The sequence below is a fragment of the Paenibacillus sp. FSL M7-0896 genome, from assembly GCF_037975415.1.
In the GTDB taxonomy this organism is placed as follows: domain Bacteria; phylum Bacillota; class Bacilli; order Paenibacillales; family Paenibacillaceae; genus Paenibacillus_AQ; species Paenibacillus_AQ silagei.
This window is the reverse complement of the sequence record NZ_CP150250.1, coordinates 5,179,641-5,193,291: the sequence shown is the minus strand read 5'-3', so window position 1 is coordinate 5,193,291 and position 13,651 is coordinate 5,179,641. Positions and strand designations below refer to the sequence as shown.

Annotated in this window: 19 protein-coding genes; all 19 read right to left on the bottom strand. The window is 46.4% G+C overall.

Annotated elements, in window-relative coordinates; all coding sequences use genetic code 11:
- Window positions 1–3 precede the first annotated feature (3 nt).
- The 19 genes from MKY12_RS22295 to MKY12_RS22205 all read right to left on the bottom strand — a co-directional run bounded on the left by MKY12_RS22295 (window position 4) and on the right by MKY12_RS22205 (window position 13,642).
- A complete protein-coding gene (locus tag MKY12_RS22295) occupies window positions 4–753 on the bottom strand; it encodes a JAB domain-containing protein (protein ID WP_339310857.1) in 750 nt (249 codons plus the stop codon).
- A complete protein-coding gene (locus MKY12_RS22290; protein WP_339310855.1) occupies window positions 734–970 on the bottom strand; it encodes a hypothetical protein in 237 nt (78 codons plus the stop codon). Before MKY12_RS22290 ends, MKY12_RS22295 begins: the two co-directional genes overlap by 20 nt.
- Window positions 971–985: 15 nt before the next feature.
- Entirely contained in the window at window positions 986–1,924 is a 939-nt protein-coding gene (locus MKY12_RS22285; protein WP_339310854.1) for a hypothetical protein, read from the bottom strand.
- Window positions 1,921–3,270 carry a CpaF/VirB11 family protein gene (locus MKY12_RS22280; protein WP_339310853.1) on the bottom strand — a complete coding sequence of 450 codons (1,350 nt, stop codon included), beginning with the start codon at window positions 3,268–3,270 and terminating at the stop codon, window positions 1,921–1,923. Before MKY12_RS22280 ends, MKY12_RS22285 begins: the two co-directional genes overlap by 4 nt.
- Entirely contained in the window at window positions 3,267–4,133 is an 867-nt protein-coding gene (locus tag MKY12_RS22275) for a hypothetical protein (protein ID WP_339310851.1), read from the bottom strand. Before MKY12_RS22275 ends, MKY12_RS22280 begins: the two co-directional genes overlap by 4 nt.
- On the bottom strand, window positions 4,126–4,875 hold the full coding sequence (cpaB, locus tag MKY12_RS22270) for a Flp pilus assembly protein CpaB (RefSeq protein WP_339310850.1): 750 nt from the start codon (window positions 4,873–4,875) through the stop codon (window positions 4,126–4,128). The genes MKY12_RS22275 and cpaB overlap by 8 nt, the downstream gene beginning before the upstream one ends.
- A gap of 27 nt (window positions 4,876–4,902) precedes the next feature.
- Window positions 4,903–5,343, bottom strand: a complete 441-nt coding sequence (locus MKY12_RS22265) for an A24 family peptidase (protein WP_339310848.1) — start codon at window positions 5,341–5,343, stop codon at window positions 4,903–4,905.
- A complete protein-coding gene (locus MKY12_RS22260) occupies window positions 5,340–5,678 on the bottom strand; it encodes a hypothetical protein (RefSeq protein WP_339310847.1) in 339 nt (112 codons plus the stop codon). Before MKY12_RS22260 ends, MKY12_RS22265 begins: the two co-directional genes overlap by 4 nt.
- A gap of 10 nt (window positions 5,679–5,688) precedes the next feature.
- The gene (locus tag MKY12_RS22255; RefSeq protein ID WP_339310846.1) at window positions 5,689–5,898 is read right to left on the bottom strand and encodes a mercury transporter; all 210 of its coding nucleotides are present in this window, start codon (window positions 5,896–5,898) and stop codon (window positions 5,689–5,691) included.
- Between the two features lie 4 nt (window positions 5,899–5,902).
- Window positions 5,903–6,739 carry a conjugal transfer protein TrbL family protein gene (locus tag MKY12_RS22250; protein WP_211720557.1) on the bottom strand — a complete coding sequence of 279 codons (837 nt, stop codon included), beginning with the start codon at window positions 6,737–6,739 and terminating at the stop codon, window positions 5,903–5,905.
- A 54-nt stretch (window positions 6,740–6,793) separates the two neighbouring features.
- Entirely contained in the window at window positions 6,794–7,024 is a 231-nt protein-coding gene (locus MKY12_RS22245; RefSeq protein ID WP_339310845.1) for a DUF6133 family protein, read from the bottom strand.
- 64 nt (window positions 7,025–7,088) lie between these two features.
- Window positions 7,089–7,313 carry a hypothetical protein gene (locus tag MKY12_RS22240; RefSeq protein ID WP_197074276.1) on the bottom strand — a complete coding sequence of 75 codons (225 nt, stop codon included), beginning with the start codon at window positions 7,311–7,313 and terminating at the stop codon, window positions 7,089–7,091.
- A gap of 119 nt (window positions 7,314–7,432) precedes the next feature.
- Window positions 7,433–9,031 (bottom strand): type IV secretory system conjugative DNA transfer family protein, encoded by a 1,599-nt coding sequence (locus MKY12_RS22235; protein WP_339314947.1) that lies wholly within the window; start codon window positions 9,029–9,031, stop codon window positions 7,433–7,435.
- Window positions 8,988–9,503, bottom strand: a complete 516-nt coding sequence (locus MKY12_RS22230; RefSeq protein WP_339310843.1) for a hypothetical protein — start codon at window positions 9,501–9,503, stop codon at window positions 8,988–8,990. Before MKY12_RS22230 ends, MKY12_RS22235 begins: the two co-directional genes overlap by 44 nt.
- Window positions 9,500–10,339, bottom strand: coding sequence for a hypothetical protein (locus MKY12_RS22225; protein WP_339310842.1), 840 nt, complete (start codon window positions 10,337–10,339; stop codon window positions 9,500–9,502). The genes MKY12_RS22230 and MKY12_RS22225 overlap by 4 nt, the downstream gene beginning before the upstream one ends.
- Window positions 10,340–10,372: 33 nt before the next feature.
- Complete coding sequence (locus MKY12_RS22220; RefSeq protein ID WP_339310841.1) at window positions 10,373–11,080, bottom strand: hypothetical protein; 708 nt, start codon at window positions 11,078–11,080, stop codon at window positions 10,373–10,375.
- A 23-nt stretch (window positions 11,081–11,103) separates the two neighbouring features.
- Window positions 11,104–11,754, bottom strand: coding sequence for a hypothetical protein (locus MKY12_RS22215; RefSeq protein ID WP_339310840.1), 651 nt, complete (start codon window positions 11,752–11,754; stop codon window positions 11,104–11,106).
- 189 nt (window positions 11,755–11,943) lie between these two features.
- Window positions 11,944–13,179, bottom strand: a complete 1,236-nt coding sequence (gene mobP3 / locus MKY12_RS22210; protein ID WP_339310838.1) for a MobP3 family relaxase — start codon at window positions 13,177–13,179, stop codon at window positions 11,944–11,946.
- Window positions 13,160–13,642, bottom strand: a complete 483-nt coding sequence (locus tag MKY12_RS22205; protein ID WP_339310837.1) for a hypothetical protein — start codon at window positions 13,640–13,642, stop codon at window positions 13,160–13,162. Before MKY12_RS22205 ends, mobP3 begins: the two co-directional genes overlap by 20 nt.
- Between the last annotated feature and the right edge of the window lie 9 nt (window positions 13,643–13,651).

Here is a 13,651-nt window from a genome sequence, read left to right as displayed (position 1 = left end):
CCATTAGCGCTCCCATTCTTCCTCACGCACTACACCATCCCATGCAGGCTCCGGGTAAGGAGCGTGAATATACGGTTCGACTTCCTCCAGACTTTTGAGGGTGATGGCCTCATAACTAATCGCCTCTTCAGCTGATTTCGGCAATTTCCCCATCTGTGTCAATGAAGTAAAGCCTGCATTACCAATAATGATGTGATCCAAAATACCAATGTGAAGCGGTTCGAAGATCGCAACTATTCGTTTGGTCATCTCGATATCTTCCCAGGATGGCTTCAGACTTCCGCCCGGATGGTTATGTGCCATAATGATGGATGTGCAGTCACAATTCAACGCAGCCTTTAAAATATTGCGGGGGTACACAGGAGCCTCAGTGAGACCACCTTCAGAAATAATCCGTGTTTCAATCACATGGTTACCATTATCTAAGAAGGCGACCATGAAGCGTTCTCGGTCCCGTAGCCCATGTAAAAATGCGGAGAAGTAGCTTCCTGCCAGCTCTGGAGAGGTGATTTTTCGCTGTGTATTCTCCACTTCCCACTGCAGAACACGGTGAGATATGAGGAATTCATTAAGCTGCTCAACTTTTTGTAATTGCATTGAAGTGAGTTCCAAGGAATGGGGATGCTCCAGAGCATTCATTAGGTTATTGGTATTTCCATAGTTCTCTAATTTATCGAGTGGAATTCCCGTTAACAGATGAAGGGATTGGATATATTCCTTGACCATTTTCTTATCAAGAGAGTCTTGGCCCATCGAATTCGCTCCCTTCAGGAGATGGGACTGGCTCCAAGGCATGTAAGATCTTCTTTACTGCCTGCAGCTTGCTTTTCAAATCGCCAGACAGATCCTTTTCCTCGAACCGGTCCCAAAAGTTATGGAACCCGTATTCCTCAATCAGGGATTGTAAGATGATCTGCTCTTGCGGGGATGCCTCAATCAAATTGCCTAGTAACCGAATAGAATCGTGCATTTGAATTCTCCTTTCTTACCGTTTATATTCCAGAGGACGTGTAAGCCGGATCACTGCTGCCAGTGAGACAAACAATGCCAATGCGCAGATTGAAAGCACGATATGCCCAGGAGTGCTGGTAGTCAATGTATGGAACCAGTCGCGATTCAGAAAATAAAGTAAGGGAATATTGCCGACGAGTAGGATAGCCATGGTTAGAAATTCTTTTAACGGCTCATAGAGTAAATAGTCAAGCTCCGCCGAGACAACACGCATATCGGATAATTTGGCGACAATGGGCATGAGTGTGGATTTCAACGTTCGATCATCCTGACAGGCAATCAGGGCATCACACCATTCTTGAAAAACAGTGTTGTTAATTCGGCCTCTAAGCTGTTGAGTTGCTAGTCTGAGGTTGGCATGAATCAGTTTCGTTTCAGCTAGGAATGCTTGAAACACATCTGCTACGGGAGGATTCAAGTAAGGGAGATTTTCTTCAATCGCTGCCAGAATGTTCTCGTTACGCAGGTAGGAGGTGGTAATGACGGAGAGCGCCGTTTCTAGTTCACTACCCAGTCGCTTCTTGTAGAAGGTAGAGCTGAACAAGATACCCCAAAAAGGGAGGAGGGCAAAACCCCCAGCCATTACGGGTAACAACCACAAGTTGTTCAGGAGGATTGCCAGCATAGCTCCGATAATTGCTAAGGATAGGGAAACGGCGATAAGCAAACCAAACCGTTGACTATGACCCGTCTGTTCTAGAATGGCTTGGGCTTCATGTACTGTAGCTCGCCAGCCTTTAAGTTTCTTTGGGTGCTGAACAGCACGGATCCGTTTTGCTAATGATGGATTTCGAATAGACAAATGGGAGAGTAGTTCGGAGAGTTCTTGTGCTAATGTGTAAGGAGTGAGTTGAAGGATCAACATGCAGCCTGCAGTTAAACCGATAGAGGCTAACAGCAGCATAAACGTCATGAGGCTTCACCTCCAGATAACAAACGTTGCAATGAGGACAAGGGCAAACCGTTTTCGAGCAACCGTTTCTGTAGGCCGATGGAAATGTCACTAACCTTCTCATAAGCGCCGTCGATGCAAATACGACCGGCTTCTTCGTAAGTAGCATGGACGGCAAACCGGAATAGCGTATGAATGACACGCTGACCATCTGGGAGTATGCAGCATTCTGTGATTTCCATCATCCTGCGAGTATTGTCCTCAAGTTTCTTCACAAACAAAATGAGTGGAAAAGCTTCTGTTACCAGGTTGTACAGGGTCTGGTCATTCATATCATATTTCTGGGTACAGAGCGTCACCATCCGGTAGTAGGTAGCAAAACAAGAATTCGCATGGGTAGTGGTGATCACAGTATGACCAGTTCGAGCTGCTTCTTGAGAAGCAAAAGCTTCAGCAGATTTCATTTCTCCGACACAAATAATATCGGGGTTTGCAGTCAGGGCGAATTCCAGAAGTTTTTCCTGATCGATATGCTGGCGGGGGTCTTCGCTGGAGCGTGTCACAGTATGCACCACATTGTTCAGAACGCGGCCGTTTTCGTCGGTAATGACCAGATCAAACTCACGGCAATCATTCTCAATAGTGAAGATACGTTTGTCAAAGGGGATCGTGGATAGCAGCCAGCTCATCAAGGTTGTTTTCCCGCTGCCGGTGGCTCCAGTGACGCACATGGATAACCCATACCTTAGACAGATGCTAAGGAAGTCCAGCATTTCCGCAGTCGCTGTTTCATTCTGAATAAAATCCTCTCGGGCTAACTTCTGAGGGTTAATGATCCGTATGGAAGCAGCAATCCCTTTATCTTTATCTGTAATGGGAGCACCGAACACGGTAATGCGAATATTGTTGGCCAGATGGCCCCGGACAATGGGCTGAGAATAATCCAGGATCATACCAGACTGATGCAGTAGCCGCCGGATGACATCCACCGCATGCTCTGGTGAAGAAAACTGTTCTTCAGCTGGGAGTATGCGTCCATCCGTATAGCTGATTTTCACGTCATTGTAGCTATTGATATTGATTTCTTCGACATCTCTTGAAAAGAGATAACTAGTCAAAAAGGAATACTCCACCATCTCGGCATACAGTCGGTCAATCAGTTCATCGAAGGTAAGCCCTGGCACATGCAGCCGCTGGTCGGTCAAATATTGGCTCATATAGGAGATGATCTGTTGTTTTTGTTCTTCAGGATGACGGCTCATCAGTGTGGCATATTTCCCAGAAAGATAAGTCTGAACTTCCTTTAGCACATCCGCAAAGGGCTTAGACTGATTGGCAGAGAAAAATAGAGAAGAAGCTTGATTCATTGACCATCACCTCGGCGTTTTGGTAGGAATGATTTCAGCCAATTGAGGAGATTTAAAGTTGTTGAATTATGGATTGGAGTTGTAGAGGATTTATCTTTTGACTTCGCTACATGCGGGTGTTCTTCCGGTAAAGCCAGTTGAATCAAATGTTCCACACCACTGAGATAGGTCTTTGCTTCTTTGCCAGATAGGTCATCGAGCAGCCGGGCATCTGCCGTTTGTTGCTCAAGCTCAGTCACATAGGGAAGGGTTACCTCAATACCTCCGAAAACTTGACTGTATTCCCGTTCGTCTTGCCCTGCTTTAACATTGGATAGTACAGAGACATTCAATGAACGGCGAAACCGTAAATCCGACAACAATGGTAAATAGGAAGCATAGAACATGAGGCTTTTCAGCTCACAACTATGCAGCCTATAGACGGTATCGGCCAGTTCGAGTGCTACCGTGGAAAGGGGATCGGCGGACAGATAGCTGGAGCAGTCAACCAATATCACATCTGCTAGATGTCTTGCCAACGTTAGAAGATCGACAGCTCGCTCTCTGTCGTAAGACGCATACGTAAAAGCGGTGTCCCCTTTTTTGTAACCAATCAAAGCAACATGAGGAGAACCGTCCAGTGGTAGAGCAAACCGTAGTAATTCTTCTTGGGTTAGCGCAGGCAGACTAAGTAGTTCGCCCAGGGAGCGTTGTTGCTTGGCGGCTTGCGGTAGGATTGTGGAAGCGGAGGGGCAAAGGGCATCGCAGCAAAGAATCAGAACATTTTTCTTTTTAGCGGCAAAGGCTTTAGCCAGCTTGATCGTCGTTACGGTCTTGCCGCTACCGGGATTGCCCCAAACAGCGATCAACGGTTTATTACTCATTTGCCTCTCCTTTCTTTTGCTGGGCTGTAAAGTAAGCATCTTGTTTGTCGGTAAAAGCTTTGGCGGTAGCAGGGTCGCCGCGGTACACGAGGGACGTATGCAGCTTAGCTTTATTCTCAAGATCGGCTAAAAGTTGAGCCTGCTGCGGTTGGACAAGTAAGGTTAGGGTCGAAGGGAGTTCATTTTCCTCATCGTCTTCAGCGGTGACTTTAGTACCTGTTTGGGCGTCCAGTCCGCTGCTTGCAGTGACAGCCAATACTTCAACATATTGCAGCTCTGGAGGCATGGTAGTCGTACGCATTTCTCCGTAATCTGAAGCGATAAGGGTTACGATATCTCCAGGTTGAAGTTTCCCGGATAGGCCTGCTGCAAGGCTCTTAATTGTGACGGACATGGCTTGTTTGTGCCCATCCAGTCGATTGAGGTAAGCATCTAGTGGATCAGCAGATAACTTGGCAGGGAGCAAATAGTCGCCGCTTTTGAGATCCACCGCCGCATATTGTCCAACGACGCTCTCCGTCGCTTTGAGAACAGCTTCAGGCAAATGGAGCTTTCCTACCTCAACGGTTTCTACCTGTTCAGACTGAATTATCGAGCCTTTGGCAACATCCTTGGTAATACGGATGATTGGAGTGGTATCGCTGGCTGCACGGTTTAAGAGTGGTGCAATACCAAAACAAATGATGAGAGAGAGTAAAATACAAGCTGCTCCTAATACAGAACGATTTTTAAATCTGTGCATAAAAGACAAGACCTCCTGAGGAAGGGTTTAGAGTTGGAGCGTGATAAACGCAAAAAGACCGCCGGCAGATAAAAAGGGAGCCAGCGGCAGAGACGTTTGTTTAGCAGATTGATAACCGGATTTGATACTGATACCTGCAGCAGCTAAAAGAACAAATGTTAATCCAATAATGCTTTGAATTATGCCACCTACAGGACCTAGTACAAAGCCACAGGCCGCCATAAGTTTGATATCACCGCCTCCGAGCTTGCCTTTGGAGATTACAGCCGCAACAAGGTACGGTATGCCAGTAAGGAGCATCCCGGATAAGGAGAAAAGAGGAGAGAAGTGTATGAATCCTAGAGTGGTAATAACTACGGAAAGAGAATCAGGGATCTGGCGAGTTTTCACATCCTGAATGCTGGCATAAGTCAGGAGCAAGGTAAGAAGTAAACCTTTCAGAAGGATGATATTTAGGGACAGACTCAAAGTTGCTCCTCCTGCCACGGCCATTCAGGTAGAGTTCTGTAGGGGTATACCTTTTGGCTTTTGGCAAAGCGAACCATGAAGCGTACTTGATCGAGAACAGACAAATTATTTCGGTCTTTCGTGGTCATCATCACTGAGGCGGAAACACCGGTTAAGAAAGTAACTAAGGCCATCGGCACACTGCCATTGATCAGCCAAAGAAGTAACGCCAGAAGTACAGTGAGCAGTGAACCGATAAAAGTCTGACCTAATTGCTGTTTGCCAAAACCGGGAAACCACTCGGCTTCCGGTTTCACACCCATCGGAATATACAACGTTTGCGATTCTTGAGTCATCTCATGCCTCCTACTGGTAATAGAGCAGAATGATATCCTTCACCTGCCAGATGCTTTCGGCAAGAATGTAAAACAGTACCACGTTTCGGCTGCGCTTCTTGTATTTCGCCGCTTCCTCGTCAGCTCCAGCCAGACGTACCATGCAATACACCAAGCGACAGGCGCAGCCAAGTCGGATTAAGGCGATAAGAGCTTGTGCCAACTCCTCCAGTGTATCCATCCAGTCACCCGGCTTTCGTCATTTTGCGGGCCATCCCTACGAGTTTGACGGAGTGATAGATATTGTTTACAACCCCGCCACCGCCACCTGATGTAATTAAAAAATCGGAGAGGAAGCGTGGTGTCTTGATCGCGAGCATCATACAGGCTAGTCCCCAGAAGACATGGGATTGTAGCATCAGCCCTACACCTAATTTGGCTAAGGCAATTTGAATGACTACCGTCAGCATGGATTGCACAAATTTCTGGGTATACGCCCGGAACACACCTCGGTCATTATCCAGTAATCCTGCGCAGGCCAGAGGAATGCCAACACGAAGGATGAACATTTCGAGTCCGCGCATGAGAAACTGGAAATACAGGATGAAGAAACAAACCACGAAGACCAATCCGAATAGTGCGGTCACAAGTCCGAGTGAGCTGATACTGTTAACCCAAACCTGCCAGTTGTAGTCGGTCGATTGCCCGATGACGACCAGTAACTGATTGGTTAGCTCTTCGACCATTTGACCGATCCAGGTATAGATGGTGGGAAAACAAATGGCAACAGCCATTGCCCTGAAAAAATTGGTCAGTAGAAACAGAGGTTCTTCATCCGGATCCCCATCGGTCCAAAGTACATAAATCTCAAAGCCCTTTTTCAGAAATTTGAGAATCATCACTGCAACTCCAAAGCCAAACAAAATATCATATAAGCTTTCCAGTAGATTCGTGCCGGTTGTAAGGGTCATGTATTTCTCTGCATACAACGAGATGGGGAGGATATCTTTTAATAAGGTGTCCATGTAGATCAGCGCCCCGTTAAGCAGAGCAACGACGAGCAACAGTAAGATCTTTTCCATCTGTTCCTCCTTTCTAAGAGAAGCGGCGTGACCGCCGCTTCCTCTGAAGGCTACTTAACCTTTGTAGTTGAACATCTCCTTGATCCGCTGAGTAAGTGTGGGCAGGATGGTTCCTTCAAACAGCAGATACAAACCGCCTAGCACAAGTGCGCCGATCACAACGGCCATCAGGATCTTTACAGCCGTATCCACGAAACCTTCCCCGCTTCGGTTGCTAAGTACTCTCTTTGCATTCCTCCCCATGTGAGCAAATATTTTTGGTACAGCCTTCATCCATTTTTTCATTATTCATAACCTCCAGAATTCAATGTGAGCATAGAAAAGAGCCAGCTGTGGTCAGCAAGCTCTTTTACTTGTAGTAACCAATAATGATATTAAGGGTGGCTGCGCCGAGTACCGCACCAATGCAGGATACAACGGCAACAATGATACGGTTGTTCCACTTTTTGGTGTCCATCTCATCCGCAGCTGAGCGTCGGATACTAAAATAAACAATGAGCAAACCGGAAACAACCGGAGCCAGAATCATCAACCAAGTTGTAACATCACCAATTAATTTCTCGGTCCCGGTCACCAGCTTGCTACCTTTAATGTCGCCGGAAGCATAAACGGATGCGGATTCAACCCAATTGTAGTAAAGCGTAAATAGTACGGCTGCTGCAGTTCTTATAACCGAAGAGAAGCGGCCGGACCTTAATCGTCGTCTGAACCCGGAGGGAATAATCCGCTTTGAGCGGCTGCTTGTTGCCGTTGTTCGGCCATCTGCCGGGTGATATCTTTCTGATAGTAGATCCAAATGTTCCAAAGTTTCACCTCCTCATTCGTATTCGTTCGTACGATTCGCCGCATTTCTCGTTCTTCTCTCACTTTGCGATTGTGCTCCTTGTCTCCAAGGCCCATCATCGCGTTAAATGCCCAGGAGGATAAATCGGGAGAATACATCATTGCGGGATGAGAACGAGAAAGTACAATCTGATAAGGGCGTGAGACACGGTGCACCTCGTCTACCGTTAACAACTTGCGCTCAAGCAGGTTTAAGCTGTGTGAAGTGCTGGGCGTCGAATATTTGCCATGCGATGCAGAAAGTTGGTAACTGGACGTTGTATATGTCCCGAGCTTCTCGCTGACTTCCCGCAACGTCTCAAGATCGTCAGCCTGCAGGTATATCCAGGTCTGACAATTGGATTTGATCGTACTGGCTACATGGTCGTCGTATTTTTCTTTCAATTGTTCAAAACTTTGTAGAAATAGGTTAAAGCGCATTCCACGCCCTCCGCCGACCGTCAACTTATTTGTGAAATCGGCAATGGGCGTAAAGTTACCAAACTCATCAAGGATAAAATTGACCCGTTGTTTTAAGCGTCCTCCACGTTTGTCTGCTTCGGTAGTTAACAGTTCGTACAACTGGGATACCATAAGCGAAGCCACAGGATAAAAGGTTGTCTTCTCATCGGGGAGGATAATAAAAAGCGCCTGTTTCTTATTGCCGATGTCGGCTAAAGAAAAGTCGCTTTTGTGTGTGATGGCATAAATGGATTTGGAGGTGAAGAGGCGCAATGTGGTCAACGCTGAGGTATAGAAACTACCTTTGGTGCGGGAGGGAGCAATGTCGGAGATGCTGAGCAGAGCCCGAGCAGGATGGTTCTGAGACAACCGCTTAATGTACTCCTGCATCGGTGTTTTGTTGCCGATTTGTTTGTTCATCTCCGCTAGAAACCAGTAGACATTGGTCATATTTTGAAACTCCGGGCGCTTGACGTTATCCCACACGACACTGAGGATCGAGGCGGCGATGACCGACATTTCTCCGTTGGTCCAGATTTTTTCACCCTGAGCTTTGCCTACCAGCACGTTCGTCATGTCCCAAGCGAGCATTTCTGCTTGCTCTTGGTCTCCAGCCAGCGTCGCGTCAATGATAGGCTGAAGCAGATTGTAATGGTGGCTCTTTTCAGGATGGCGGAAATCGAGAGCAAATACTTCGTAACCCAGCTTCTCCAGCAGGACGCTACTATAATGAAATAGCTCTGCTTTCGGATCAGAGATTACCAATGACTCTCCGGCTAATGCCAAGAGTCCGATGGATTGAAGGACCACTGTTCGAGATTTCCCGCTGCGCGTCGCGCCGATACAGAGAGAATGAACATCGTCCCCTATAAAGAAAAGACGCTCCTGGTTTCGTGCTTGTTGTAATCCTAGGACAATACCACCCGATTGGATCAGAGGTGGTGCTGCAGTTGGGCGAGGATGGTTAATCGCGGTGTTCACTTTCGGAATAGACTTCGGATGAAGCATTCTCACGGTGAAAGTCCTCCTTCAGATCGGTTTGTCGGAAATGCAGGTCGTCGTAACCGGATTGAATCAAATAGCGAATATAGGGATGATGCAGATCGAGCAATTCGCAGTCGAAGGCATGAGCCCATTCCTCTTCTAACAGCCAACGTGCAGAACCATGCTGATTTTGTCCCACCACTACAGGTGTTTCAATCCCGGGGGCGATTTGCTTAAGTTTGCTCTGATATGGCCGGTTATTGGAGACGAAAAAGAGAGCGGACAGGAGTAGAGTAAATCCTTGAAGACAAAGAAAAAGCAGAAAGTGAACTCTGCTAGAAATAAGACTACCCAGGCTTGCATTTAGGGAGGGGACGGTGAGGGTTGAAGTTGAACCGGATAAGTCACCATGCAGGGCCGTAGAGAAGAAGAGATTAAAGATGGAACCGATGGTTATTAAAAGCGTGCAAAGCAGCAGCTTTTGTTTCGTTTTCACCACTCTGGCTCTTCTGTGGGTTCAAAAAAATTATCAGGTCGTTCTCTCAGGGAGATAGAATCTTGATGGAATTGTGGGAATTCTTCGTATTGTTCCGTAACAGGGAAACGCGCTTCCTGATCCAGCTGTATTTGTAGAAAAAGTGATCTTGGTGCCGGCTGATCATAAATACGGCCCCATTCTTCAACATGAAGATTATGCATCGTTACATAGACGGGATGATCCTCACATAAGGTGTGCACCAAACTATCCTCGTTAATAATTTGTTCCAGTACAGCGGGGTGAGAAGCGGACAATTCATAAACCGGAATGGAGCAAGCATCTAGTGGATAAAAGAGATAGTTTTCTTGACCAGCTGCTACTTCCTGTGCCATCTCCGACAGACAGTGCTTTGCGATCGTTTGATGTACCGCGAGTGCCCACTCTCCGTCATGATTCACCATGGAGATCCCATTGTAGAACTCTTGGCTCTCCGTAATGTCTCCCCAAGGTGTAGTTGCTGGTGGGGGCATTCCACCAAAATACTCCGGAGCAAAAAACTCTCCATCCTGGGCCAGTTTTTCTGGCGAGCCGCACCATTCTTTAAATTCCGGATCTGTAATTGCATCTTTTTTGAGTAGTTCATAAGCAGGAATGATACTTTTAGCGTCGTCGAAATAAATATGATCACCTTGTGACTCTCCAGCTTGCAACGCTTCTTCACTGAGTACTTCTTTGGCATAATCAGCATCCACAACAATGCCGCTATTGTGTTCGGCCATCATGCCGTACACATGCAGGCCAATTTCCGCGCAGGTTAAAATATTACCCCATATCGAGCTTTCGGGCTGAGGCATGGACTCACTTCCTTCTATAACAAAGATGAGTTGTTACCGAGCATCTTCGGTAATTTCGAGCGTCTCCGAGTTACCGTCAAAGTCATGACTAAATTCATGTTCGTAGTTCAGGTGGATTTCACGATCTTTAAGCTCGGGCAGTAGTTCCTCCAATCGGTCGATCAGGATCTGGACCTGTTCGAATTGCTCCATAGTCTTGTCGTTGGGACTGATGAGGAATTTGACCATCTCATCATGAATGAGGATAAGCTCATTTTCGCTGAATAGTTTCTTACCATCTACCAGACCGCTGCGGACGGCAAAGTTCTCCATCGCCTCATTTCTGTCATAAAAATATTGGCGTTGTACCGGTATTCCATTCTCTGGAGCGAGACGGTAGGTCGAAAATACATATTCGAATAGAGGATGATGTTTGCAAGCTAGAATGACATCCCCGTATTCACTAAGCTTGTAGACACCGTTTGTGATCTTCTCATCCTTATCGGTGTATGGCTTTTCGGTACAAACGCCCAGCTGCAAAGCTGTTTTCCGTGCTAGGTCCGAAATGCTACTCATAAGCCGATCTGGGACAGTAACAAAAGGATTGCGGTCAATGCTGTCCATCCGAGTATAGAAGGCGATGATCTGATCCTTCAGATACAAATCTGCTAAATAGTCCGCAGATGTGGAACGCCGAACCTCAATCCCTTGCTGGGATAGGGCAGCAAAGAAGCTTTTATAAAATTCGCTTTTACTTTTCATTTGAGGCACACCTTTCAAGAAGGCTACTGTTCGTGATCCACTTCGGCTCGTATTTGAGGATAGAGGAGACTGGGAGAAGGGGGAGCCAATGACTCGATTTTCTGTAGAAGATGGTCAACGGATTGTTTTTCGTTATACCCTAATGTGGAATCATTGATGCTGCGATAGAGAAGAGCGGCGTAAAGAGAAGTGAGCTGATCGCTATCAAACAATCTATCCTTGTCGAGGAATCCACTTCGCATTAGAAAATCGTCTTTTGCCTTCTCATATTCATTGCGATAAAAATAATGCCCCATAGCAAATCCAGTCCGCTCGTTATTCATCTCCCACGTAACAAAGCGAAACTCACCGTCCCCATCGTAGCGGCCGGCTAACACATGATGGTTATATTCCAGCATGCTGCGGTAACTGTTTAAACTGGAGATTTCAAGTTGGGCAGCATTATGATAGGTGCTCTCTATTTCCCATACCTTTCCGACAATGTTTGGAATCTGATGAGCGAGTGCAGCTTCGGAATTAGCTGGATAATGAATTTCACCATTATCATGAATAAATGCGATAGGGTCATTCTTTTGAAGAACGGAGAGAATGGAGGACGATTCACGCTGGATATTCAAACCCAAACGGGAGAGTTCTGCTTCCAGCACCTCTTTCATTCGATTATTGATCTCCACTGGCGGATTGCTCCTTGAGCTGAGATGGACTCTCTTGTGAAGGAATTACTTGAGGTTGTTGATTCGGTTTGTCTTCTGAAGATGGTCGATGTTTCCGTGGAGTTTGACGCATCAGTTTCTCAAACGATTGCAGCTTTCCATTGGTAAAAAACATTTGATCATTCCCTTCGATGTGGTTGGAGACTCACACTACCTATCGAATCCTTTATCCTTATTCCGTAGGAGCCATTCTTTCTTAGCCTGCTTCGATAAGTCAACTCCCATTAGCTTGCTTTTGTCGTCGTAATCCATTTGGGCATTCATCGCCAAGCCTTCCATCAGGTTAAGCAGCTCAAGCACTAATTGCTCTGTCATGGCATACTGCCAATTAGCTTGTTTGATATTAAAGCTGGCATCCTTCTCTAGCTGGATGATGGTGCGAACCGTGGAGAGGATGCGGTTGGCGATACGTTTCTCTGCTTCAGCCTGATACTTAGCACGCTGCCTGTTCAAATGATCTGGATTAGAATCATAAAGCATAGCCAGGTTCATTTTGGCCTCAACGTAATCATCTACCATCTGAGCCAGATAACGATTCTCTTGCAAGATGTTCTGTACAAACTTATCCAGCAGTGTTTTCGATTCAGGAGGTAACAGCTTGTACGCAAGTCTTCCTGATTTTGGCATTTGTTGACGCAATTGAAAAAGCTGTTCAGCCAACTTCTTGACAGAAGAGGGCTCCACCAAATGATGTTTAGGAAAGTGGAGAAGAGAGTCTTCATCGTCAATTTCGAACCTCTGCTGGAATGCTCGAAATGCTTTTGGGTTCAACTGCTTCAGATAGTTCTCAAATTCAGATACCAATTGATCGGTAATTTCGGATACTCCAGATTTGGCCTGATCCCGAATGGCAATAAATTGTTTGATTTTATAAGCGAACGTGTCTTTAATCAGCTGTTTGCGAATGCGGTTGGGGACTTCGGGGGAAGTGTAGTTCTTCATGATTTCTTGTTTCTTGTCCCAGAACACTACATGAAGATGGGGGTGATCTATTTCGTTATGAAAGGCGGCAGCCCAGCTGAGGTTCTCTGTTTTAATCTGATTTTGGGCTGCAAGTGTGGCAATGTGCTGTTCGATATACTGCTGCCATGCCGTGAAGTTTGATAGTCCTAGTTCCATTGCAGTTTCTCTGCGGAAAGAAATAATGCCACGAAACATGTTTTTGCCTTGCTGCGAAATATCTCGGACAGTTCGCGCCACTTCTTGCCAGGAGTCAAATATCTGCATCTCGCCGGGCTTTAGTTTTCCGAATAGACCATGGTATTTCGCATCATGCCGAACTGCACCGGGGCGGGTGGCGATATAACCAATATGACAGTAATTGCTGACTGTAGTTTTGGGCTTATTGGGATGGAAGAAACGTTGCTTATAGATCAGAGCCGACATCGGTATCGCCTCCGCGCAGTCGCTCCGCATCCTGCTCAAAACCATCTCCGGAGAGGAAAAGCTTCTCCACATCTGTGAGCTTCATCTTCATGTATTCCACCGCAAGCTGCCGAGCCTTCTTCTCAATCTCTCGGAAAGTAGTGTAACGATTCACATCGATTAAATCCGCAATGATAGCAATGGTGGAGTAATAAGAAGCGGCGGACATGATGAGGTCTTTGCTAGCCAGTCCAGCTAACCGATTGCTCAAACCATTGATGGCAATGGTGATCTCCTGGCGGATAATAGTAGTGATGAAATCAATCTCTTCGGTATAGGCATCTACAGACATCCCCTTTTGAATAAAGGCACGTACGATATCTGCCATACTGAGATGCTTGGTAGCTGCATACTTTTTCAATGCTTCATATTGTTTCTTTGGGAGCTTGACAGTGATCTGTATGGTTTTCTCAGCTTGTGCCATGGCATCTCC